Source organism: Streptomyces sp. NPDC057271, from assembly GCF_042668715.1.
In the GTDB taxonomy this organism is placed as follows: Bacteria; Actinomycetota; Actinomycetes; order Streptomycetales; family Streptomycetaceae; genus Streptomyces.
In genome coordinates this window covers 54,072-76,392 of record NZ_JBHUYJ010000027.1, presented here as the reverse complement: position 1 = coordinate 76,392, position 22,321 = coordinate 54,072, and the positions used below count along the sequence as shown (strand labels likewise).

Below are 22,321 nucleotides of genomic sequence, written 5' to 3'. Positions count from 1 at the left end.
CCGCCGCTACATCATCTGGCGAAACCGCCACGCCGACGACCGGCACCTACGCGCCGTCGTCGACAGGGCGAACGTTGCCTGATGCGGCACTAGCCTCTGGCCATGCCTTCCGCAGAGATCGACGGACTGACGATCCGCTACGAGGACGAGGGGACGGGGCCCCGCGCTCGTCCTGGTCCACGGCCACCCCTTCGACCGCACGATGTGGCGGCCCCAGATCGACCGCTTCTCCGCCACGCACCGGGTCGTCGCCCCCGATCTGCGCGGCTACGGTGCCACCACCGTCGTCCCCGGCACCACACCGCTCTCCGCCTTCGCCGGGGACCTCGCCGCGCTCCTCGACCACCTCGGCATCGAGGAGTTCGTACTCGGCGGACTCTCCATGGGCGGCCAGATCGTCATGGAGTGCTACCGCCTCTTCCCCGGCCGGATCCGCGGCCTGGTCCTCGCCGACACGTTCCCCGCCGCCGAGACCGAGGAGGGGAGGGCCGGCCGCCGCGCGCTCGCCGACCGGCTGGTCCGCGAGGGCATGAAGGGGTACGCCGACGAGGTCCTGGACCGGATGGTCGCCCCGTACAACACGCACGCCGCGCCCCAGGTCCACCGGATGATGTGCGCCACCGATCCCGAGGGCGCGGCGGCGGCGCTGCGCGGCCGGGCAGAACGGCCCGACTACCGCGAGCTGCTGACCACCGTCTCCGTACCGGCGCTGGTGGTCGTCGGCCGGGACGACGCGTACACGCCCGTCTCGGACGCGGAGGCGATGCACGCGGCGCTGCCGCTCTCCACGCTGGTGGTCGTCGAGCGCGCGGCGCACATGCCGAACCTGGAGCGGCCGGAGGAGTTCGACGCCGCACTCGCCGCGTTCCTCGAAACGCTCTGAGCCCGGCGCCGGACACGGCCCCGGCCCCGGCCCCGGCCCCGGCAAGGAGGCACGGCCCCGCCCCCGGCGGTCGAGGCGCGGCTCCCGGGCCTCACCCGTACGGACCAGTTGGACGTTCGCTTCCGGACCGGCCGCCGCACGATGGGCCCATGAGTCAGCACACCGCACCCCCGCGCCCGCCCCACAGCTCGACCAGCTCCGCATGGGCCTCCAGCGGCACCCTGTTCGCCGGCGTCCTGATGCTCGTCATCGGCATCCTGGACATCCTCCAGGGCATCGCCGCCGTCGCCGAGGACGATGTCTACGCCCGCGTCGGCGACTACGTGTTCAAGTTCGACCTGACCAGCTGGGGCTGGGTCCACATCGTTCTCGGCGCCCTCGTCACCATCGCCGGCGCCGGCATCCTCAAGGGCTCCGAGTGGGGTCGTATGGGCGGCATCACCCTGGCCTCCCTGAACGTCATCGCCCAGTTCCTCTTCCTGCCGTACCACCCCTGGTGGGCGCTGTTCTCGATGGCCATCTCGATCTTCGTGATCTGGGCGCTGGCCACGGACGACACCTCGTTCGGCAAGGACCGGGTGTGAGCACCGCCCGCGCGCGCACCCGCGCCGTCTGCGCCACCGCCCTCCTCGCACTGACCGTGACCGTCACCGGCTGCACCGAGGAGAGCCGGCAGGCGGCCGAGGACATCGTCTCCACCGCCACGGCGGCGGCCGCCTCGGCGGCCCAGGAGAAGATGAACCAGGTCAAGGACGGGATCAACGCCACCGACGACGTGAAGGCCGGAGCGACGCGGACGGACGGCGACCGGACCACCGTCGAGATCACCGCCACCAACCCCACGGACTCGAACGCCGACTACACGGTCTGGGTCAACTTCCGTGACGACGCCGGAAATCTGCTGGACGCCGCCGTCCTCAACATCGACGGCGTGGAGCCGGGCGGGTCCAAGACCGGGACGGCGCGCAGCAACCGCACCCTCTCGGGAGAGACGAAGGCGGAGATCCAGCAGGCGCTGCGACACTGACGGTGTGGAGCACGTCCTGGCAGAGCAACGGTCCTCCGGCCCCGCGTCCCCTCCGACCTCCCCCCGGCCCGGGCGGCGCCTCGCCACCTGGGCCGCGACCCTGCTCGTGGCCGTACCGGCAGTGGTCACGGGCTGCCGCCTGCTCGGCACCGACGCGGTCACTCCCGTACCGCAGGCGCTGTCGTTCCTGCCCTGGCTCACCGTCCCGGCCGGCCTCGCGGCGCTGCTCGCCCTGGCCGCCGGGCGGCGGCCGCTCGCGGGCCTCGCGGTCCTCGTCCTCGCCGTCACGGCCTGGTTCACACTGCCCTACGGGCCGGACACCACCACCGCCCGCGGCCCCGTCGTCGAACGGCTCCGGGTGCTCACCGCCAACGTCGAGTTCGGCCAGGCGACACAGGCCCTCGCCGAGGCCGTACGACGGGAGCGGCCGCAGCTCGTGTACGTCTCCGAGTGTGCCCCCGCCTGCGTCCGCGCCCTCACCGCCGCGCTGGCCGTCAGCCACCCGCACCGGGCGGTCGTCGACGGCGAGGGCTCGACCGGCTCCGTGATCCTGAGCGCGTACCCGCTGACCGCCCGGCCCCCGATCCCCGCCGCGATGGGCATGCCGGGCGCCTCCGCGTGGATCGGCGGCCGGGACGTCGAGCTGCGGCTCGCCCACCCGCTGCCGCCGATCCCCCGCCAGGTCGACCTGTGGAAGCGCGAGCTGGGGCGGGTGGAGGAGTTCGCCGCAGCGCACCGCGGCGGCGACCCCGTGCTCCTGGCCGGCGACTTCAACGCCTCCCAGGACCACGCCGCGTTCCGCGCCGTCCTCGACGCGGGCCGGCTGCACGACGCCGCGCGGCTCGCGGGCGCCGCGCGGACGCCGACCTGGCCGCGAGAGCTGCCCCTGCCGCCGTACGCACAGATCGACCACGTGCTGGTCAGCGACGACTTCCGGGTACGCGACGTGCGGTTCCTCGACCTCGCGGGGTCGGACCACCGGGCCGTCCTGACCGGGCTCGACCTGCACGCCGGGCGCTGATCGGCGACGCTGGAAGCATGGACCGGATGTACGACGACGAGCAGATCCTCACGAACATCGGCACCCTCGTCGAGGAGGAGCGGGCCCTGCGGCAGCGTATGGGCGGCCTCCTCCCGGAGGAGCGGACGCGGCTCGCCGAGCTCGAGGTGCAACTGGACCAGTGCTGGGACCTGTTGCGCCAGCGCCGGGCCAAGGTCGAGTTCGGCGAGGACCCGGACACGGCGGCCGTCCGCCCGGCGGCGGAGGTGGAGGGCTACCGCAGCTGACCCGCCCGCCGGGCGACCCGCCTCCGCCCACGCACCGTGAGCCCATGGCACGTCCCGCGCGGCTCTCCCCACCGCCCTGGCTGACCGCCGGGCTCCGCCCGGCCCCCGCACCCGTCCCCTGGGCGGCCGCCGTCGCCCGCGCCTCCGTCGCACTGTCCGCCCCGCTCGACCCACTCCGAGCCGAGGTGACGTCGGCCCGCGCGATCGCCTCTCCCCGCGTGTCACCGGGCTAAACACCCCACCGGGGGCGTACGGATGCCCTTACCGGCGGTCACAGAACGGAACGTTCCATCCGCCGTTACCGGAGTCCGTCGGTGCGACTACGATGCGCTCGATTCACCTTGATCCGTGCGCGGTCACGCGAACAACTGACTCGGCGGCACGGACACTTCGTCCTGCACCGCTCCCGTGCCCCCCAAGGACATCCGCCATGCGCACGACCACCGGCAGAGGGCTCCAGCCCAACGTTCTCGGGACGTTCGACACCATCGTCATGGCCGTCGCGGGCAGTGCGCCCGCCTACTCGCTGGCGGCGACCACGGCCGTCCTCTTCGGCGCGGTCGGCCTGGCGGGCCCCGCGGCTCTGCTCTACTGCGCGATACCCATGCTCGGCATCGTCCTCGCCTACGCGCGCCTCGGCCGGATCGACGTCAACGCGGGCGCCGGCTACTCCTGGGTGGGCCGCACCCTCCACCCCTTCCTCGGCTTCCTCTCCGGCTGGGCCCTCGTCGTCTCCACGACCGTCTTCATGGTCGCGGGATCGCTCCCCGCCGGCGCGCTGACGCTCTCCCTCATCGATCCCGGGCTCGCCGACAACACCCCGCTCGCCGCGGCCGTCGGCGCCGGCTGGTTCCTGGTGATGCTGCTCGTCGTCCTGGGCGGCGCCCGGCTCACCGTACGGGCCCAACTGATCATGTCGGGCGTCGAGATGCTCATTCTCCTCGCCTTCGTCCTCGCCGCGCTGCTGCACCGGGGGCACGCGACCGCGTTCGACTGGTCCTGGTTCGGCTTCGGTCACTTCGACGGTCCGGCGGGCTTCGCCGCGGGCGCGCTGATCGCCGCGTTCTACTACTGGGGCTGGGACGTCACCAGCAACCTCAGCGAGGAGACCCGGGACAGCCGCCGCACGGCCGGGCTCGCGGCGCTGGTCGGCGTGGGCGTCGTCTTCCTGGTCTTCGAGGCGTTCACGGTCGCGGTCAACGTGCTGCTGACCCCGGGGCGGATCGAGTCGGCGGGCGCGAACGTCCTGGCCGTCCTCGGCCAGGAGATCTGGCCGGGCGTCGGCGGAAAGCTGCTGGTCGTGGCGGTGCTGCTGTCCACGGTCGCCACCCTGGAGACCACGCTGATCCAGGTGACCCGCTCCCTCTTCGCGATGGGCCGCGACCGCACGATGCCGGCCGCGCTCGGGACCGTGCACCGGCGCTGGAACACCCCGTGGGTGGCGATCGCCGCCGTCGGGGGCGCCGCGCTGCTGCTGTTCGGCGCGGCGGCGGCCGCCGGTTCGATGGGGCGGATCCTCAGCGACGCGGTGTCCGCGATCGGCCTGCTGATCGCGTTCTACTACAGTCTCGCCGGGATCGCCGCCGTGGTGGCGTACCGGGGGATGCTGCTGAACTCCGTACGGAACTTCCTCGTCGGGGGCGTCTGGCCGCTGCTCGGTTCGGCGTTCATGCTGTGGGCGTTCGTCGAGTCCCTCGGCGGACTGTCCACGACGTCACGGGTCATCGGCCTGGGCGGGCTCCTCGTGGGCGTGGTCCCGATGCTCGTGTACTGGCGCGCGGGCAGCGCGTACTACCGTCCGGCACGGCTCGACGCGGTGCGCGCGCTGGCGGCCGCGGAGCCGTTCGCGCCGAGCACGGCGCGGGCGCGCAGGGCGGACGAGTCGCTGGCGACGGACTTCTGACGCCGGCCGCGGCGGGCCTGCTTCACGCCCACCGGTTTCACGCCCACCGGCTTCACGACTACCGGTTTCACGACTACCGGTTTCACGACTACTGGCTTCCGAGGGAGGACCTGGATGGCCGCTCTCCGCCGATCGGCACGCTCGGCCCGCGCGGCCCGCTTCACCCCGGTCCACGACCCGGACTTCGGCGACCGCGCGCTCACCGAGGCGCGGCACGACATCGTCATCGGCCGCTGGCAGGGCGTACGGGACCTGTTGCGGGACACCGGTGAGGACTGGGCGCGCCGGACGCACCGGGTGCGGCTCCTCGCGCACGCCGCCGCGGGCAGTTCGTCGGTCGAGGCGTGGCGGGCGGCCGAGCCGGAGAACCCGGACGGGGCGGTGCTGCGGGCGGCCACCGAGGTCGTACGGGTCTTCGACACGGCGATCGCGGCCGGCCGGGGCACGGTCGTGGACCGGGGGCGGGTCGACGCCACCGTCGACGCCTGTCTGCGGGCGGCGGAGGCGGCCCCCACGGACCCGATGCCGTGGGTCTCGCTGCTCTCGGTGGCCCGGCTGTACGAAGGCGGGGTGCCGCGCCGCGAGCTGCGGCAGTGGTTCGACGAGCTGCGGCGCCGTGACCCGTACAACACCGAGGGCCACGCGCAGGTGATGCGCTACTGGTCGGCGCGGTGGCACGGCACGCACGGGGCGATGTACGACTTCGCGCGGGACGCGGCGGGCGTGGCGCCGCCCGGGTCGCCGCTGCCGGTCCTGGTGCAGGTGGCGCGGGTGGAGGAGTACCGCTACATCGCGGACGGGGCGCTGGGCCGGGGTCCCGTGCGCGGCTTCGACCAGCACTGGAAGCACGAACTGGCCGTGGACGAGCTGCGCCGTACGTTCGAACGCTGGATCGGCGGCCGCGAGCCGGGCGCCCCGGTGGCACCGGAGGAGGTGCCGGACCTCAACTACCTGGCACACGCGGCCTGCTACGCGGGCCAGGTGGAGGTGGCACGCGAGGTGCTCGGGATGCTCGGGGCGCGGGCGGCCTGGGTGCCGTGGGCGTACACGGGGGACCCGGAGGAGCAGTTCGTGCGGTTCAGGGAGGGTCTGGGAGTGGTGTGAGGGGCGGTGCCACGCCCCTCACACCACGTTTCAGGGCTCAGACGCCGATGCCGCGGCCGTCCTTGCGCCAGACCGAGACGACCGAGGGGCGGACGATCTTGCCGGGTCCGTCGGGCCACTGCGACTTCGGGTTCTCGACGGACGCGCCGTCGACCTCGCCCGGGTGCTGGACCGCGACGACGACACGGCGGTCCTGGATGATCGGGCCGCAGGTCTCGGCGCCCGTGGGCACGGTCAGGAACTGCTTGATCTCACCGCGCCGCTCGCCCTGCGTGGCGACACCGAACAGGCCGTCGTGCGAGCCGAGCGCGTTGCCGTCGGTGGAGAGCCACAGGTTGCCGTACGGGTCGAAGGCGATGTTGTCGGGGCAGGAGATCGGGGAGACCCTGTCCTTGGGGAAGCCCGCGTAGTAGGTGGCCGGGTCGTTCGGGTCGCCCGCGACGAGGAAGAGGCGCCAGGCGAAACCGTCGCCCGCGGGGTCGTCGAAGTTCTCGGCCAGCTCGAGGACCTGCCCGTGCTTGTTCTTGTTGCGCGGGTTGGCCTCGTCGGCGCCGGGGCTGCCGTCCGTGCCGCGCTTGGAGTTGTTGGTGAGCGCGACGTAGACGCGGCCGGAGCGCGGGGACGGCTCGACGTCCTCGGGGCGGTCCATCTTGGTGGCGCCGACCTTGTCACCGGCGAGGCGGGTGAAGACGTACACCTCCTCGGCGGTCATGCCCTCGACGTGCGAGACGTCGCCGGTGGCCAGCGGGATCCAGACGCCGGAGCCGTCGAACTCGCCGTCGTTCGGGAGTTTTCCGGTGCCGTCGATCTGGGCGGCCGGGCTGTCGCCGGTCAGCTTGGCGACGTAGAGGGTGCCCTCGTCCAGCAGGGTGAGGTTGTGCTCGTGCGCGGCGCGGGAGTTGCCCTTCATCATCCGCTTCGACGACACGAACTTGTAGAAGTAGTCGAAGCGCTCGTCGTCGCCCATGTAGACGACCGGGCGGCCGTCGGCGGTGAGGCGGGGCTGCGCGGCCTCGTGCTTGAAGCGGCCGAGCGCGGTGCGCTTCTTCGGGGTCGACTCGGGTTCGTACGGGTCGAGTTCGACGACCCAGCCGTGGCGGTGGACCTCGTTCGGCTCCTGGGCCACGTCGAAGCGCTTGTCGAACCGTTCCCACTTGCGCTCGGTGGTGCCGGAACCGATGCCGTACCGCTTGTCGGTGGCGCTGGAGCCGTTGGCGAAGTACTGGTTGAAGTTCTCCTCGCCGGACAGGATCGTGCCCCACGGGGTGGTGCCACCGGCGCAGTTGTTGAGGGTGCCGAGGACCTTGCGGCCGGTCGGGTCGACGGAGGTCTTCAGGAGCGCGGAGCCGGCGGCGGGGCCGGTCAGCTCGAACTCGCTGGTGGCGTGGAGACGGCGGTTGAGCGGGTGGCGCGTGACCGGCGTGAGCTTGCCGGAACGCTTCTCCTCCTGGACGACGACGACGGAGAGGCCGTGGGCGGCCCAGGCGATCTCGACCTGCTCGCGGGTCGGGTTCTCGGCGTCGTACGCCTTGAACATCAGGAATTCGTCGGTGTACTCGTGGTTCGCGACGAGCACCTGACGGCCCCGCTCCCCGGGGAGGGGGAGGAGGCTCAGGAAGTCGTTGTTGTAGCCGAACTGGCCGGCCTGCGCGGCGGCGGTCTGCTTGTCGGCGTCGAAGGCCGGGGCGCCGCGGAGGATCGGCTCACCCCAGCGGATGACCACGTTCTGCTCGTAGCCGACGGGCACGGTGACCTTGTCGGCGGTGTTGGGCGCGACGGGCTTGAAGCGGAGGCCCCGGGCACCGTCGGCGACGGGCCGTCCCTTGCCGGCCGCCGTGGCGGCGTCGGAGTTGCCGGCGGCGACGGCGGGGGTGGAGCCACCGGGGCCGACCACGGCGCCGCCGGCGGCGGCGGCGACGGTCACGACGGCAGCGGCACGCACCATGGAACGCCGGGAGAGGGCTCCGGCTATGACGTCGCCGACGTACTCGTTGTCACTGGTGTTGGGCACCTCGTGGAAGCAGGCGTCACCACAACGGAACCGGCAGGTGAGGGCGGAACGGCCGCCTCCGTGCGGGTTGGTGCTCAGCAGCGGCAGCAGTTTGCGCACTTGGTCCTCCTCCGGCGCGTCTCCGCGCCGCCCCTTGGTCCCGACATGGTGTCGGGATTCCCGTCCGGCGGTGACGTTATGTGCACACATCTGCACGGGGGCGGCGCGGAAGTGAACGCCGAATGAATGAGCGGGAACGGGGCTGGGTGGGGGCGATTGGAGGGTGAGGGGAGGGGGGTGAAGGGGGAGCGGGGGGTTCGGGGCCGTTCGGGGCGCCGAGGACGGAGATCCGCCGGCCGTCAGGGGCGGGCCGAAGGCGGACATCTGGGGACTGTCCGGGGCGGGCCGAGAGCCGGGATTCCCAGTCCGCTTGAGACGGCCGGGGGCGCGAATCCCATGCACCGGGAGGCGTGCGGGGGCGGCGATTCCGGGTCCGGTTGGGGCGCCGGGGGCGACACACCAGGGGCCGCTAACCTTACGTGTCCGCCCTGGCCAGGGATGATTCCTCCCAGTACGGACATTCACCGCACCCAACTCATGCGAAAGGCCTCGCCCATGGGCATTCGGAGCTTGCTGCGCAAGGTGTTCGGACGCGATCGTGCGGAACGGCAGGCCGATTCCCCGGCGACCTCCGTCCCGCCCCAGGCGGCGCCGTCCCGCCAGGAGAACGCCGCGCCGACGCCGCCCCCGACGGAGGACGAGGCCCAGCGCGCGGCGGACGACCTGGTGGCGGCGGCCTTCGACAACCCGAAGGTGCCGGCGGCGAGGACGTCCGAGAAGCCGGACGCCGAGGAAGAGCCGGCCGTGGCCGGACTGCCCAAGCAGGCCACGACGGAGCCCGTGAAGGCCACCCCGGCCGCCGAGGAGCCCGCGGCGGAGGCGACCGTGGAGGCCGTCGCGACGGCTGAGGAGCCCGCCACGGACGCGGCTGCCGAGCAGGTCGCGGTGGAGGCGACGGACGTGCCGACGCCCGTCGCGGACGAGGCGAAGGCCGAGACGGCCCATGACGAGCCCGTCGCGGAGAAGCCCGTCGCCGAGACGCCCGAGCAGGTCGCGGCGGAGCCGCAGACCGAGCCGGCCGCCGCCACCGAGCCCGAGGCCGGGCCGGTCGTGGACGAAGCCATCGTCGCGGAGCCGGAGGCCACCCCTGCCGCCGAGCCGGCCGAGGCCGAGTCCGAGGCCACCCCTGCCGAAGCCGAGCCGACCGAAGCCGACGCCACCGCCGCCGAGCCGGAGGCCACCCCGGCCGCCGAGCCGGTCCAGGCCGAGCCCACCCGGGCCGAGGCCGACGCCACCGTCGCCGAGGCCACCCCGGCCGAAGCCGAGCCGACCGAAGTCGACGCCACCGTCGCCGAGCCGGAGGCCACCCCGGCCGCCGAGCCGGTCCAGGCCGAGCCCACCGTCGCCGTCGCCGGGACGAAGGCCACCCCGGCCGACGCCACCGTCGCCGAGACGGAGGCCGCCCCTGCCGACGCTGACGCCACCGTCGCCGAGCCGGAGGCCACCCCGACCCCCGCCCCCGCCCCCGCGCCCGCGCCCGCCCCCGGACGTACCGTCCTCACCGCCGACGCGCCGCAGCTCGTCGAGGCGTACGACGCAGCCGCGGGCGTCCTCGCGGAGCGCGGGCTCGTCGGGGCAGGGCCGGTCGCCGTGTACCTCGTCGTCGACCGGTCCGGGTCGATGCGCGGGTACTTCAAGGACGGCTCCGTCCAGCGCATCGCCGAGCAGACCGTCGCCCTCGCCGCGCACCTCACCGAGGACGCCACCGTCACCGCCGTGTTCTTCTCCACGGACATCGACGGCACCGCCGAACTCCGCCCCGCCGGCATCGAGGGCCGCATCGACGAGATCAACGCGGGCCTCGGCCGCCTCGGCCGTACCAACTACCACCGCGCCGTCGAAGAGGTCCTCGCGCACCACGAGAAGACCGACCCCACCCGCCCCGCCTTCGTCGTCTTCCAGACCGACGGCGCTCCCGAGTCCAAGACGGCCGCCACCCAGGCGCTCGCCGAGGCCGCCGGGCGCCCGATCCACTGGCAGTTCGTCGCATGGGGCGAGGAGGACAACAAGGCCTTCGACTTCGTCCGTAAGCTCACCGCGCCCCGTACCGGCCACTACCTCGCCGGCCCCACCCCGGCCGAGACCGCCCACGCCGACTTCTACCGCGGGCTGCTCTCCACCTGGGAGGCCTGACCGGCACGCCTGCCGGTGGTGACGGTGACGGGCAACGTCACCGTCACCGTCACCACCAGCCCGCCGACCTCCCGCTCGCCCTCCCCCTCCCCCGGGCCACCGCGATCGACCGGACGATCGACAGCCCGAGCCCGGCCCCCGGCCCCATCCGGTCGCGCCCCTAACCGCGCCGGAACGGTCTCGAAGAGCCCCGGGGGGCCGTCTCCGGGCGCCACGACCGGCCCCGTGTTCTCGACGGTCACCGCACCACCGTCCACACGCACCTCCGTGGCCCCGGGCACGTCGTAGGCGACGGCGTCCGCGACGAGGTTCCGTACGAGCTGCCCGAGCAGCGCCCGTGTCCACCGCACGACGGCCCCTCACCGCCACGGCCCCCGGGGCCATCGCACTCCACCCCGAACGCCTCGCACTCCTCCGCGACCACCTCCCCCAGCGGCACGTCCCCCGCTCCTCCAGCCCCGCTCACTCCTCGCCAGCACCCGGGCACCCAGCGCCCGGCACCCGGCACCCAGCAGCACCAGCAGCCCCCAGCCCCTCGGTGAGCCCCTCGGTGAGCCCCTCGCTCCGCTCGCTCCGGTTGCTGTCCAGCAGGACCTGCTCGTCCTCGTTCGAGTCGTCGAGCCCGATCCGGATCGCGGCACGCTGCGTGGCAACGAGGTCCGCGGCTCGTGCGAGGCGTCCGCGAGGAACCGCCGCCGTCGCCCGCCCGTTCCCCCCGCCCGTTGTCGATGTGAGTGGATCTTGAACTGCCCGTTAGGATTTCGACCATGGCGGCCACTGGATCCGAGAAGCAGGGGGCGAAGGCGTACTACGTCTCGACCCCCATCTACTACGTCAACGACGCTCCTCACCTGGGCCACGCCTACACGACCGTCGCAGGCGACGTGCTCACGCGCTGGCACCGTCAGCGCGGCGAGAAGGTGTGGTACCTCACCGGCACGGACGAGCACGGTCAGAAGATCATGCGCACGGCCGAGGCGAACAACGTCACGCCCCAGGCCTGGTGCGACAAGCTCGTCGAGGAGGCGTGGAAGCCCCTCTGGGAGCACCTGAACATCGCGAACGACGACTTCATCCGGACGACGGAGAAGCGTCACACGGACCGCGTCCAGGAGTTCGTGCAGGACCTGTACGACAAGGGCGAGATCTACAAGGGCGGGTACGAAGGCCCGTACTGCGTGGGCTGCGAGGAGTACAAGCTCCCCGGCGATCTCATCGAGGCGGAGGACGGCACGAAGCTGTGCGCCGTCCACAAGAAGCCGGTGGAGATCCTCAAGGAGGAGAACTACTTCTTCAAGCTGAGCGAGTACGGCCCGAAGCTGATCGAGTTCTACGAGTCGAACCCCGGCTTCGTCCAGCCGGAGTCGGCCCGTAACGAGGTGCTGAACTTCGTCAAGCAGGGCCTTGAGGACCTCTCGATCTCGCGCTCGACGTTCGACTGGGGCGTCCCGGTCCCGTGGGACGACAAGCACGTCATCTACGTGTGGATCGACGCGCTCCTGAACTACGCGACGGCGGTCGGCTACAACGAGAACCCGGAGAAGTTCGACGAGACCTTCCCGGCCGACGTCCACCTCATCGGTAAGGACATCCTCCGCTTCCACGCGATCATCTGGCCGGCGATGCTGATGGCGCAGGGCCTGCCGGTCCCGGGCCGGGTGGCGGCGAACGGCTGGCTGATGGTCGGCGGCGAGAAGATGTCGAAGTCGAACCTGACCGGCATCAAGCCGCAGGACCTGACCTCGCACTTCGGCGTGGACGCGTACCGCTGGTACTTCCTGCGCGCGATCGCGTTCGGCCAGGACGGCTCGTTCTCGTGGGAGGACTTCACCGCCCGCTACACAAGCGAGCTGGCGAACGACTACGGCAACCTCGCCTCTCGCGTGGCGGCCATGGTCGGCAAGTACTTCGAGGGCGCCCTGCCGGCGGCGACGGCCGACGGCGACGCGGAGAAGGCGATCCACGAGGGCCTGGCGAAGGCGGTCGCGACGGCCGACCAGAAGATCGGCGAGGAGCTGGACTTCCAGGGCGGCATCCTGGCGATCTTCGACTTCGTGAAGCAGGTCAACGGCTACATCACGGAGCAGGAGCCGTGGAAGGTCGCCAAGGACGACTCGGAGGCGGGCCGCGCCCGTCTGGCGACGATCCTCTACACGGCGGCCGAGTCGCTGCGCGGCGTCGCGGTCCTGCTGAACGCGATCATGCCGGAGACCTCCCAGAAGCTCTGGGACTCCCTGGGCGCGGAGGCATCCCTGGGCGCCCTGGCCTCCCAGCCGGTCCAGTCGGCCGGTGAGTGGGGCAAGCTCCCGGCGGGCACGACGGTGACGAAGGGCGCGGTGCTCTTCCCGCGTCTGGAGGAGCCGAAGAAGGACTGACACCGTCCTCCTCTCCTCGTACGGCTCCTCGTACGGCTGTGGGGGGGGGGGGCGCGAGCGGGGGGGGGCGCGAAGCAGGACTCGCCCGCGGGGGGGGGGCGAAAGCCACACCCGCAGCACCTCCTAGCATCTATGATGTTTGGGGGGGGGGGGAGAAGGGGCGCAGGGACCCCTCTCTCCTTCGTTCCTCCGTTTCTGCTTGTCGCCTCGCCCCCTTCTCCCCCGCGCGCCCCCCCCCCCCCACAGCCGCTCTTCCGCGCGGGTAGGGTCCCCATTCCGATCATCTGACCGGCTCATCCGGCCGGTTCGTCCACGCCCGGGGGCCCATCAGCCATGTCCACATCGAAGTCCTCGCCGAGTCGCAGATCGGCTCTCGCCGTCCTCGCCGGAGTGGCGGCGGGCGGCTCGCTGCCGTTCGCCGTCGCCCCTTCGGCCACCGCCGCCCCACGGACCGCCACCGCCGCCGCCCCGACCGGCACCGCTACCGCCACGGCGGGCGGGACGCCGGCCCCCATGCCGCCCGGCGGAAGACTTCCGATGGTGGCCGATCCCGGCGACCCGTGGCACTTCGCCGCACATCCGTCCGGGGCGCTCACCACCCGCGCCCTCTCCGGCACACCCGCGTCCCTGGAGGTGTCCGACGACGACGGCGTGCTCGCCCTCCTGACCGTCGGCGCCAAGACGGTGACGGTGCGCGGCCCGAAGCGCTGGTTCACGGAACAGAAGAAGCCCTTCACGGACGACTTCGCCCGCACGCCGACCACCACCGGCTGGGGCACCTCCCCCGGCGGCGGCACCTGGTCCTCTCACAACGGCGTGCCCGCGAACTACTTCCTGGAGTCCGGTCGGGCCGTCATCGCCCTCACCGCGAGCAACGCCAGTCGGCACGTCTTCCTCTCCGACCGGCTGGTCGGGGACTTCGACGCCGCCGCCCGCTTCTCCTTCGACAAGGCCCCCACCGGCGCGCCCGTCTCGCTGGCGCTCTCGTTCGGGGTCCAGGATGTCGACAACCACTACCGGGCGCGCCTTGAGGTGACCCCCGCCGGTGACGTACGGCTGGTCCTGGAGAAGGAACTCGCCGACGTCTCCGCTGCCTTGAGCGCGCCCGTCACGGTCGGTACCGGATTCGCGGCCTTCGACCACTGGTGGGTCCAGGTGGAGAAGAGCGGTCCCGTGATCCGGGCCCGCGCCTGGCGCAACGGCACGCCCACGCCGGACACCTGGCACCACAGTGTGCGCGACCCCGAGCCGCAGCCGGGCAAGGTCTTCGACTCCGGCACCCTCGGAGTCCGCGCTCTCGCCTCCCAGGGGGCCACGGTGCCGCTGGAGGCCCGGATCTACGACGTCGTGGTCACCTCCGCCGACTGGGCGGACCCGCCGGTGGTCTGCCACGACACCTGGGTACGGGTCCTGCCCGAGCCCTTCGACGGCACCTGGACCCCGGAGCTGGAGCAGCGGGTCCGCGCCTGGGCCGCGGACACCTCGCCCGACGCCCTCGCCTACGCCTCCATGTTCCGGCCCCACGCGCCCGCCGTGACCGACCCCGCGCTCCAGGGTGCGCAGGTGCTGGGCACGTCCGGGTACAGCGAGACGGACGAAGCCGGACTGCGCTATGTGGGCGCCGACTTCCACGAGTACATGGGACTGGCCTGGACCTTCCCCGCCAGCGGCGAGAGCACCGGGACCCCGGAGGCGCGATGGAAGGGCAATCTCGACTGCTCGGGTTTCGTCCGCATGGTCTACGGCCATCACATGGGCATCCCGATGGTCGTCTCCAAGAACTACGACGGCCTGAACCTGCCCCGTACCTCGAAGAGGCAGGCCACCGACGGCCCCGGCACGGTCGTGGCCACGGGCACCGACGCACCGCCCTCCCTCACCGAACTGCGCGTCGGTGACGTGGTGTTCTTCGACGCCACCACCGACCCCGCCGACCCGGAGACCACCGGAGGGGTCGTCGACCACACCGGCATCTACGTCGGCCGGGACCAGCACGGCGGTCTACGCTTCGTGTCCAGTCGCAAGACCCCGAACGGGCCGACCATGGCCGACCTCGGCGCCAGGTCGATCCTGAACGGCGCGGCGAACGACCTGTACACGAGGTCGCTGCGCGTGATCCGTCGGTTCTGAGAGGCCGCCCGCCCCGATCGGCCGACCGCCCGTGCTCCGTGTCCGGTGACCACCGGACACGGGCCCGGGTGGTCGGGTCGGTGCGGTCAGTGGCCCGACGCGTACGACACGAAGCCCGCCCACGCGCCCGGGGTCAGCGCGAGCTGCGGGCCGGCGAGGCACTTGGAGTCACGGACGTGGACGGTGCCGGGGGTCGTGGCGACCTCGACGCAGGAGTCGCCTTCGCTACCGCTGCTGTAGCTGCTCTTGAACCACGCCAGTTCGGAGGCGTCCCCGGCCGAGGTGATGCGGATCATGTCTCTCCCAGCAGTTGCTCGATGAGGGCGGTCGACTCACGGGGCGTGAGAGCCTGAGCCCGGATGATGCCATACCGCAGCTCAAGGATACGGAGCTGTTTCCGCTCGGTCACCGGTCGGCCGTTGGCCACGACCGGAGAGCGCCCGACCGCCGATCCGTCCCCGAACTTCAGGACCTCGATGCCGCCGTCCACTCCGGCGTGCTCCTCGCGGTCCATCGGCATCACCTGCAGCTCGACGTTCCGCAACCGCGCCACCTCCAGGAGGTGTTCGAGCTGCGCCCGCAGCAGCGTACGGCCGCCCAGCGGTCGTCGGAGCGTCCACTCCTCCAGGACGAAGCCGAGTTCGGGTGCGGGGTCCCGCTCGAACACGGACTTGCGGGCCATACGGCCGGCCACCATCCGCTCCACCTCGTCCTGCGTGTACGCCGGGCGCCGCATCAGGAGCAGCCCGCGCGCGTACTCCGGCGTCTGCAGCAGGCCGTGGATGTTGAGCGGGTCGTACAGCTGGAGCTCCACCGCCCCCGCTTCCAGCTTCGCCAGGTCGCGGACCTTCTTCGGGTACCGGACCTTCCTCACGTCGTCCTTCATCGCCGCGATCAGCCCGTCCGCCCCCAGCACCTCGTCCGCCCTGTCCAGGAACTCGGGGCGCGGAATCCGTCTGCCGCCCTCCAGCTTGTAGACCATGTCCTCGCCGTAGCCGACCGCCTCTCCGAAGTCGGCGGCCCGCATCCCGACCGCCTCCCGCCGCAGCCTCAGCTGGCGTCCCACCGTGGCGACGACCGCCACACCCCAGTCGTCGTCGGGGTCCACCTCCCAACCCGGCTCGTCCGCCTCGCTCTTGAGTCTCGCCACTCCGGTCCCGCCGTCCACCGACATGCCCGCACCCCTCTGTCCGTGCCTTCGCGCCGCGACATCTACCCGGCAGACGGGAGCCGACAGTCCGGACAACAGTGGACAAGCTCCGGACAGTCACCCTAAGCATCCGGGTCGTCACTGCTCACGTGAAGCACGAACCGCCACGCTCGACGGCGTGAACTCGAAGATCGCCGTGCAACTCCAGGCACCGGCCTTCCACTTCAGCGTCCCGGCGGTCCTCGTCGAGGCGCTCGCCGACCGCCGGGGCGTCGGGCTCGGCCCCGTACCCCAGAAGACCGTATGGGCCGAACTCGACCTGAAACGCCCCTGACCTGCGGAAATCACTCACGCACCGGAGTCCCGTCCGTTGGTCTCCGGCGGTGCGGGCGATCCCAGGATCCAAAGACACCCGAGAGAAAGAACCGCACCAAACCCCACCCCTCCTCCCCCGCAGGCCGGACTCACTCGCTCGGGTGAAAAACACCAACTCGGCTGGCTTTGGGATGGGTTGCTTGATCTACGCTCAGCGCGACACACCACATCACCGCTGACATGCGTCGGCCCCCGCCGGGAGTTGCGTTCCCAAGGCGGGGGCCTGACCAACGAGGAAGAAGCACCTTCCCGATGGATACCCAGAACACTAGCGTGCGCCCGCACGCCTCGTCCCGTAACAGCGGGAAGAACCACCCGCACCGGGGAACCTCCGGTGGTGTCATCCACGACAACGTCCGCCACACCACCCGCTTCACCGTGATCGGCAACCACCTCGCCCAGCACGCCGAGTTGTCGTTGCCGGCCATCGGTCTGGCCGTCCACATCCAGTCCCTGCCCGGCGGCGCCGCGATCGACATCAGGACCCTCGCCGCCCGCTTCCCGGAAGGCAAGGCCCGGATCGCCGCCGCCCTGCGGGAGCTGGAGGCCCACGGCTATCTGCGCCGTACGTGCGAACGCACCGCCAGTGGCCGCATCGTCACCCGCACGGTCTCCTGCAACCGGCCTGGCCGGTCGGGAGACGCAGGCGGGGAGGAGCCGAAGCCGAAGCGGGCCGCCCCTCGCCGGGCGGACAAGCCGCCGCGCCGCGCCCCCGAGGACCGGGCAGCCCGGTACCCGCTCCAGAACTGCGACACCTGCGACCTCGCCTACCGCGGCCCAGAACCCGGCACCTGCGGCGGCTGCAGCAGGTGACCGGCCGGCTGAAGGACATGCGCTCGACAGCGCCGAGGACGGCTCGTTCCTGCTCGCCATCGAGGCCCACGGCAGGACGGTGGGGGTACGGCGCCATGGCCGCCAACGCCCTGTGGGGAGTCGGCGGCCACATCCGTACTTCAGTGCACCCAGTCCTTCAGCGGCTCGGTGTCCAGCTCCATGCCCACCGGGTCGGGCAGGGTGACCGTCTTGCCGAAGGGGACCGTGGCCACCATCTCGTACCGTTCTCCGTCCGGCTGCGAGTGGACCTTGACCTCGCCGGTGGTGCGGTCGATCAGCAGGTAGACGGGGATACCGGTCTCGGCGTAGGCGCGGGGCTTCTGCACGCGGTCGCGTAGTCCCGTGTCCGAGTCGCCGGACGTCACCTCGACGACCATCAGGACACCGTCGGCGCTGGCCCACTCGCCCTGGCCGACGAACGTGCCGCTCAGCGCCAGACAGCCGTCCGGGCGGGCGTTGCCGTTGCGGTACTTCTCGATCCGCAGGCCTTGGTCCGGGTAGAGCCATCGCCCTGGATCGGTCTGGATGCACAGACGCGTGAGCCACTCGATGATCCGCCCGTGATCGCCGTCCGGCACAGCCTTCTCCCCGATCTTCCCGTCGATGAACTCCAGACGCAGCGATTCGTCCACACGTTCGCCGAGGCGGGCGAGTTCTTCGAACCCCTCCTGCGTCAGAACGCTCACGGCAGACTCCTCCCGGATCGGTGGTGCCTCCCACGGTACGGGTTTCCCTGTCGACTCGGCCGGGTTCGTCACAGTTGCCATGGCGGCAATCTGGCATATGACAAAGGCCCGGGATCCGTGGATCCCGGGCCTTCACTCGTTCGAGCGCCAGTCCTTACCGCGCCGCGTCCGGGTGGACCGCCTCCGTGATCGGGCGGTCGGTCGACTCGACGACCTTCGTCTCGACCGGCTTGCGCAGCTGGATGTTCAGCTCGCGCAGACGCGCCTCGTCCAGCTCCGTCGGGGCGCCCATCAGGAGGTCCTGGGCGTTGCCGTTCAGCGGGAAGGCGATCGTCTCGCGGATGTTGGGCTCGTCGGCGAGGAGCATCACGATGCGGTCCACGCCCGGGGCGATGCCGCCGTGCGGCGGGGCGCCGTACTCGAAGGCACGGAGCATGCCCGCGAACTCGTGCTCCACGGTCTCCTTCGAGTAGCCCGCGATCTCGAAGGCCTTGAACATGATCTCGGGCTCGTGGTTCCGGATCGCGCCCGAGGACAGCTCGATGCCGTTGCAGACGATGTCGTACTGCCAGCCGAGGACGTCCAGCGGGTCCTGCGTCTCCAGGGCCTCCAGGCCGCCCTGCGGCATGGAGAACGGGTTGTGCGAGAAGTCGATCCTGCCGGTCTCCTCGTCCCGCTCGTACATCGGGAAGTCGACGATCCACGCGAAGCGGAAGACGTTCTCCTCGAACTGGCCGGCGCGCTTGGCGGCCTCGACCCGGACCGGGCCCATGATCTTGGAGACCTCGTCGAACTCGCCCGCGCCGAAGAAGATCGCGTGCCCCGGCTCCAGACCGAGGCGCTCGGTGAGGACCTTGACGTTCTCCTCGGTGAGGAACTTGGCGATCGGGCCGGTCAAGGCGTTGCCCTCGCCGACGCGGACCCAGGCCAGGCCCTTCGCGCCGAGGGAGACCGCGAAGTCGCCCATCGCGTCGAAGAACTTGCGCGGCTGGTCACCCGTGTTCGGGACGGCCAGGGCACGGACGTGCTTGCCCGCGAAGGCCTTGAACTCGGAGTTCTCGAAGACGTCGGAGATGTCGACGAGTTCGAGGGCCGTCCGCAGGTCCGGCTTGTCGTTGCCGTACTTGAGCATCGACTCGCGGAACGGGATCCGCGGGAACGGGGACGTGACGTGGCGTCCGCCGCCGAACTCCTCGAAGAGCTCGGTCATGAGCTTCTCGATCGGCTGGAAGACGTCCTCCTGCTCGACGAAGCTCATCTCGACGTCGAGCTGGTAGAACTCGCCCGGCGAGCGGTCCGCACGGGCGTCCTCGTCGCGGAAGCACGGCGCGATCTGGAAGTAGCGGTCGAAGCCGGAGATCATCAGCAGCTGCTTGAACTGCTGCGGCGCCTGCGGCAGCGCGTAGAACTTGCCCGGGTTCAGACGGGACGGGACCACGAAGTCGCGGGCGCCCTCGGGGGAGGTCGCGGCGAGGATCGGGGTCGCCATCTCGTTGAAGCCGAGGGCCACCATCTTGGAGCGGATGGAGGCGATGACGGCGGAGCGCAGCATGATGTTGCGGTGCATGCGCTCGCGGCGCAGGTCGAGGAAGCGGTACTCCAGGCGCCGCTCCTCGTTCACGCCGTCGTCGGCGTTGATGGTGAACGGGATCTGCTTGGCGGCGCCCAGGACCTCGACCGTGGCGGCCTCGATCTCGATCTCGCCGGTGGCGAGCTCCGGGTTGACGTTCTCCGCACCACGCGAGACGACCTTGCCGTCCACGCGGACGACGGTCTCCTTCGTCAGCTTGTCGAGCACCTCGGCGGCGGCGGTGCCGGGCCGGGCGACGAGCTGCGTGATGCCGTAGTGGTCGCGCAGATCGATGAAGAGGATGCCGCCCAGGTCGCGCCGATTGTGCAGCCAGCCGCTCAGCCGGACGTCGGTGCCGACGTCAGAGGCGCGGAGCTCGCCGCAGGTGTGGGACCTGTACCGATGCATCGTCGTTCATCCAGTCTTCGGGTCTACGGGAATCAGGGGGTGTGCGCCGTCGTGACGGGTCGTGACGGCAGACCCGTCCAAGCCTACCGGGCGACCCAAGATCGCATTTCGAATACGCTCAGTGGCGACCCGCTGGCCGATATTCATAAAGTAGGGCAATGCGCACCGAGGACGTCCTGGCCGCGATCGCGACCGGTCTGTGGCGCTGGGACAACGCATCCGGGACCGTCACCCTCGACGCCGAGGCCGCCCGGCTCCTCGGTCTGCCCGCCGAACCGGTCGAACTCACGGAAGCGGCCGTGCGTTCCCGGTTTCATCCCGTCGACTGGAACGAGATCGACGGGGTCGTGAACCTCGCCGTCGCCGAAGGGACGCTCGCCGAGGCCCGGCTGCGGATCATGGACGGCGAGGGACGGGTGATCCGTACGGTACGGAGCCGGTCCAAGCCGCTCATCGACGGTGACGACTACGAACTCGTCGGCACGATCCAGGAGGTCGCCGAACCGCAGCCGGGCACCGCCGCCCGTACGCCCATCACCGGCGACTGGCGCCGCTCGCGCGAGGCGTTCCTGCTCGACGCGGGGCGGGCGCTCGCCGAGGCCCGCTCGACCGCCGAGGTGCTGCGGGTCGCCGCCTCCCTCTCCATGCCGGGCTTCTCGCCGGACGGGCTCGCCGTCTTCGGGGTCGCCGGCGAACGGCTGACGGTCATCGGCCACCACGGGCACAACGCGGGCGACGAGGGCCCCTTCACCTCGATGTCGGTGGACACCGACTACCCGGCGGCCGAGGTCGTACGGAACGGGCGGGCGATCTACCTGCCGACACCGGAGGAGTACCTGCGCCGTTTCCCGGTGACCTGGCCGCTGGCGCAGCGGTTCGGCCGACGGTCCTGGGCGTACCTCCCGCTGATCGTCGCGGGGCGCACCATGGGCGCCTGGATGGCGGCCTTCAAGCACCCCGTCGCCTTCACGCCCGACGAGCGCTCCGTCCTCACCACGGTCGCCCGGATGCTCGCCCAGGCCCTCGCACGCGCCGGGGTCGCCGAGTCCGAGCGCGAGCTGTCGCTCGGCCTGCAGCGGACGATGATGCCCGTCCTCGGCCCCGGCATCCCGGGTCTGCACGTCGCCGCCCGGTACGTCCCGACCGGCGGGGGCCTCCAGGTCGGCGGTGACTGGTACGACATGATCCAGCTGCCTGGCGGCCGCATCGCTCTCGTCATCGGCGACGTCCAGGGCCACGACGTGCGCGCGGCCGGGCTGATGGGCCAGCTGCGGATCGCCCTGCGCGCGTACGCCTCCGAGGGCCACCGGCCCGACGCCGTCCTCTCCCGCGCCTCGCGCTTCCTGTACGGGATCACCGACGGAGAGGCGACCGAGGCCGCCGCGGAGGAGGCCGTCCGCGCCGGCGGAGAGCACCCGAACGGGGGCCCAGCCCACGCGGGCGCCGCGCCGCGCGACGGGAAGGCGCCCCACGGAGACGTCTCACCGCGCGACGGCAGCCACCCGAACGGGGGCCCACCCCACGCGGGCGCCGCGCCGCGCCGGGGTGTCACGCGGAACCGGGGCGTCGCTCCGTACGGGGTCTCTCCGGACGGGGACGGCGCGCCGGACGGGCGGGCCCACGATGTCGGTCCGCGCTTCGCGACCTGCCTCTACCTGGAGATCGACCCGGTCACCGGTGTCGTGGACATCGCCCGCGCCGGGCACCCCGACCCCGCGGTCCGGATGACCGACGGAACGGTTCTGCTGCGTCCCACGGCAGGCGGCCTGCCCCTCGGCATCGTCCCGGACACCGACTACCCGACGACCCGGTTCACCCTGGAGCCCGGCGAGACCCTGATGATGTGCACCGACGGGCTCCTGGAGACCGGCGGCCACGACCTCGACAGCGGCTGGGAACGGATCCGCTCGCTCCTCGAAGAGCATGCCGAGGACTCGTTGGAGGACCTCGCCGACAGCCTGGTCGAGGCCGTCCACGGACCCGGCTCGCACCACACCACGGGGCCGCTCGCCGACCGGCGTGAGGACGACATCGCCATCCTGCTCGTCTCCCGCCAGGGCGCGGCCGTCCGTGAGGCGCCGCGCCGCACGATGATGACCATCGCGCAGGCGGAACCGGAGCGGATCGCCGCCGCCCGCCGGCACGTGCGGCAGCTTCTCCACGACTGGACGGACGAGGACCAGCTCGACTCGGCCGTCCTGATGGTCTCCGAGATGGTCACCAACGTCCTCATCCACACGGACGGCGACGCACTCCTCGTCGCCGAGGTGACCTGCATCGGGGAAGCCCGCCGACTGCGCGTGGAGGTCTCCGACGGCAGCGACGAGTTGCCGCACAAGCGGCATC

At 71.7% G+C, this 22,321-nt stretch carries 19 protein-coding genes and 2 pseudogenes; 15 read left to right on the top strand and 6 right to left on the bottom strand.

Going from position 1 to position 22,321, the window contains the following annotated elements:
* From ACFUJR_RS15745 to ACFUJR_RS15705, 9 genes and pseudogenes are all read left to right on the top strand, one after another.
* Positions 1–82, top strand: a pseudogene (locus ACFUJR_RS15745) (transposase); the annotation flags it as partial.
* Between the two features lie 120 nt (positions 83–202).
* Complete coding sequence (locus ACFUJR_RS15740; protein WP_383180673.1) at positions 203–883, top strand: alpha/beta fold hydrolase; 681 nt, start codon at positions 203–205, stop codon at positions 881–883.
* Between the two features lie 149 nt (positions 884–1,032).
* Positions 1,033–1,467: a hypothetical protein gene (locus ACFUJR_RS15735; protein ID WP_383180676.1), complete on the top strand. Its 435-nt coding sequence runs from the start codon at positions 1,033–1,035 to the stop codon at positions 1,465–1,467.
* Positions 1,464–1,910, top strand: coding sequence for an FxLYD domain-containing protein (locus tag ACFUJR_RS15730; RefSeq protein WP_383180678.1), 447 nt, complete (start codon positions 1,464–1,466; stop codon positions 1,908–1,910). The genes ACFUJR_RS15735 and ACFUJR_RS15730 overlap by 4 nt, the downstream gene beginning before the upstream one ends.
* A gap of 4 nt (positions 1,911–1,914) precedes the next feature.
* A complete protein-coding gene (locus ACFUJR_RS15725) occupies positions 1,915–2,931 on the top strand; it encodes an endonuclease/exonuclease/phosphatase family protein (RefSeq protein ID WP_383180681.1) in 1,017 nt (338 codons plus the stop codon).
* Positions 2,932–2,957: 26 nt separating this feature from the next.
* The gene (locus tag ACFUJR_RS15720) at positions 2,958–3,197 is read left to right on the top strand and encodes a DUF2630 family protein (RefSeq protein WP_361435840.1); all 240 of its coding nucleotides are present in this window, start codon (positions 2,958–2,960) and stop codon (positions 3,195–3,197) included.
* A gap of 44 nt (positions 3,198–3,241) precedes the next feature.
* Positions 3,242–3,430, top strand: a complete 189-nt coding sequence (locus ACFUJR_RS15715; protein WP_383180684.1) for a hypothetical protein — start codon at positions 3,242–3,244, stop codon at positions 3,428–3,430.
* Positions 3,431–3,627: 197 nt separating this feature from the next.
* Positions 3,628–5,100 (top strand): APC family permease, encoded by a 1,473-nt coding sequence (locus ACFUJR_RS15710; RefSeq protein WP_383180687.1) that lies wholly within the window; start codon positions 3,628–3,630, stop codon positions 5,098–5,100.
* Between the two features lie 114 nt (positions 5,101–5,214).
* Entirely contained in the window at positions 5,215–6,204 is a 990-nt protein-coding gene (locus ACFUJR_RS15705; RefSeq protein ID WP_383180690.1) for a hypothetical protein, read from the top strand.
* 37 nt (positions 6,205–6,241) lie between these two features.
* Here ACFUJR_RS15705 and ACFUJR_RS15700 read toward each other — a convergent pair whose 3' ends face one another.
* Positions 6,242–8,314: a PhoX family protein gene (locus ACFUJR_RS15700; protein ID WP_383180391.1), complete on the bottom strand. Its 2,073-nt coding sequence runs from the start codon at positions 8,312–8,314 to the stop codon at positions 6,242–6,244.
* A gap of 495 nt (positions 8,315–8,809) precedes the next feature.
* Between ACFUJR_RS15700 and ACFUJR_RS15695 the strand changes: the two genes are divergently transcribed.
* The gene (locus ACFUJR_RS15695) at positions 8,810–10,447 is read left to right on the top strand and encodes a VWA domain-containing protein (protein ID WP_383450434.1); all 1,638 of its coding nucleotides are present in this window, start codon (positions 8,810–8,812) and stop codon (positions 10,445–10,447) included.
* On the opposite strand, the gene ACFUJR_RS15690 is transcribed toward ACFUJR_RS15695, so the two are convergent.
* The gene (locus tag ACFUJR_RS15690; protein ID WP_383180397.1) at positions 10,414–10,797 is read right to left on the bottom strand and encodes a hypothetical protein; all 384 of its coding nucleotides are present in this window, start codon (positions 10,795–10,797) and stop codon (positions 10,414–10,416) included. The two genes, ACFUJR_RS15695 and ACFUJR_RS15690, sit on opposite strands and share 34 nt — an antisense overlap.
* 417 nt (positions 10,798–11,214) lie before the next feature.
* Between ACFUJR_RS15690 and metG the strand changes: the two genes are divergently transcribed.
* The gene (gene metG / locus ACFUJR_RS15685; protein WP_383180400.1) at positions 11,215–12,822 is read left to right on the top strand and encodes a methionine--tRNA ligase; all 1,608 of its coding nucleotides are present in this window, start codon (positions 11,215–11,217) and stop codon (positions 12,820–12,822) included.
* 333 nt (positions 12,823–13,155) lie between these two features.
* Positions 13,156–14,952, top strand: a complete 1,797-nt coding sequence (locus ACFUJR_RS15680) for a C40 family peptidase (RefSeq protein ID WP_383173825.1) — start codon at positions 13,156–13,158, stop codon at positions 14,950–14,952.
* A gap of 86 nt (positions 14,953–15,038) precedes the next feature.
* Here the strand turns inward: ACFUJR_RS15680 and ACFUJR_RS15675 are convergent, their stop codons facing one another.
* Positions 15,039–15,248, bottom strand: a complete 210-nt coding sequence (locus tag ACFUJR_RS15675) for a DUF397 domain-containing protein (protein ID WP_383173822.1) — start codon at positions 15,246–15,248, stop codon at positions 15,039–15,041.
* The gene (locus tag ACFUJR_RS15670) at positions 15,245–16,126 is read right to left on the bottom strand and encodes a helix-turn-helix domain-containing protein (protein WP_383173819.1); all 882 of its coding nucleotides are present in this window, start codon (positions 16,124–16,126) and stop codon (positions 15,245–15,247) included. The genes ACFUJR_RS15675 and ACFUJR_RS15670 overlap by 4 nt, the downstream gene beginning before the upstream one ends.
* Positions 16,127–16,340: 214 nt before the next feature.
* Between ACFUJR_RS15670 and ACFUJR_RS15665 the strand changes: the two are divergent.
* Positions 16,341–16,436, top strand: a pseudogene (locus ACFUJR_RS15665) (ATP-binding protein); the annotation flags it as partial.
* A 293-nt stretch (positions 16,437–16,729) separates the two neighbouring features.
* The gene (locus ACFUJR_RS15660; RefSeq protein ID WP_383173816.1) at positions 16,730–17,290 is read left to right on the top strand and encodes a hypothetical protein; all 561 of its coding nucleotides are present in this window, start codon (positions 16,730–16,732) and stop codon (positions 17,288–17,290) included.
* Positions 17,291–17,430: 140 nt separating this feature from the next.
* On the opposite strand, the gene ACFUJR_RS15655 is transcribed toward ACFUJR_RS15660, so the two are convergent.
* Both ACFUJR_RS15655 and aspS read right to left on the bottom strand, forming a co-directional pair.
* Positions 17,431–17,997, bottom strand: a complete 567-nt coding sequence (locus ACFUJR_RS15655) for a Uma2 family endonuclease (protein ID WP_383173813.1) — start codon at positions 17,995–17,997, stop codon at positions 17,431–17,433.
* A 154-nt stretch (positions 17,998–18,151) separates the two neighbouring features.
* Positions 18,152–19,975 (bottom strand): aspartate--tRNA ligase, encoded by a 1,824-nt coding sequence (gene aspS / locus ACFUJR_RS15650; protein WP_383173810.1) that lies wholly within the window; start codon positions 19,973–19,975, stop codon positions 18,152–18,154.
* 158 nt (positions 19,976–20,133) lie between these two features.
* Between aspS and ACFUJR_RS15645 the strand changes: the two genes are divergently transcribed.
* A partial coding sequence (locus tag ACFUJR_RS15645; RefSeq protein WP_383450431.1) for a SpoIIE family protein phosphatase occupies positions 20,134–22,321 on the top strand: 2,188 nt, incomplete at its 3' end.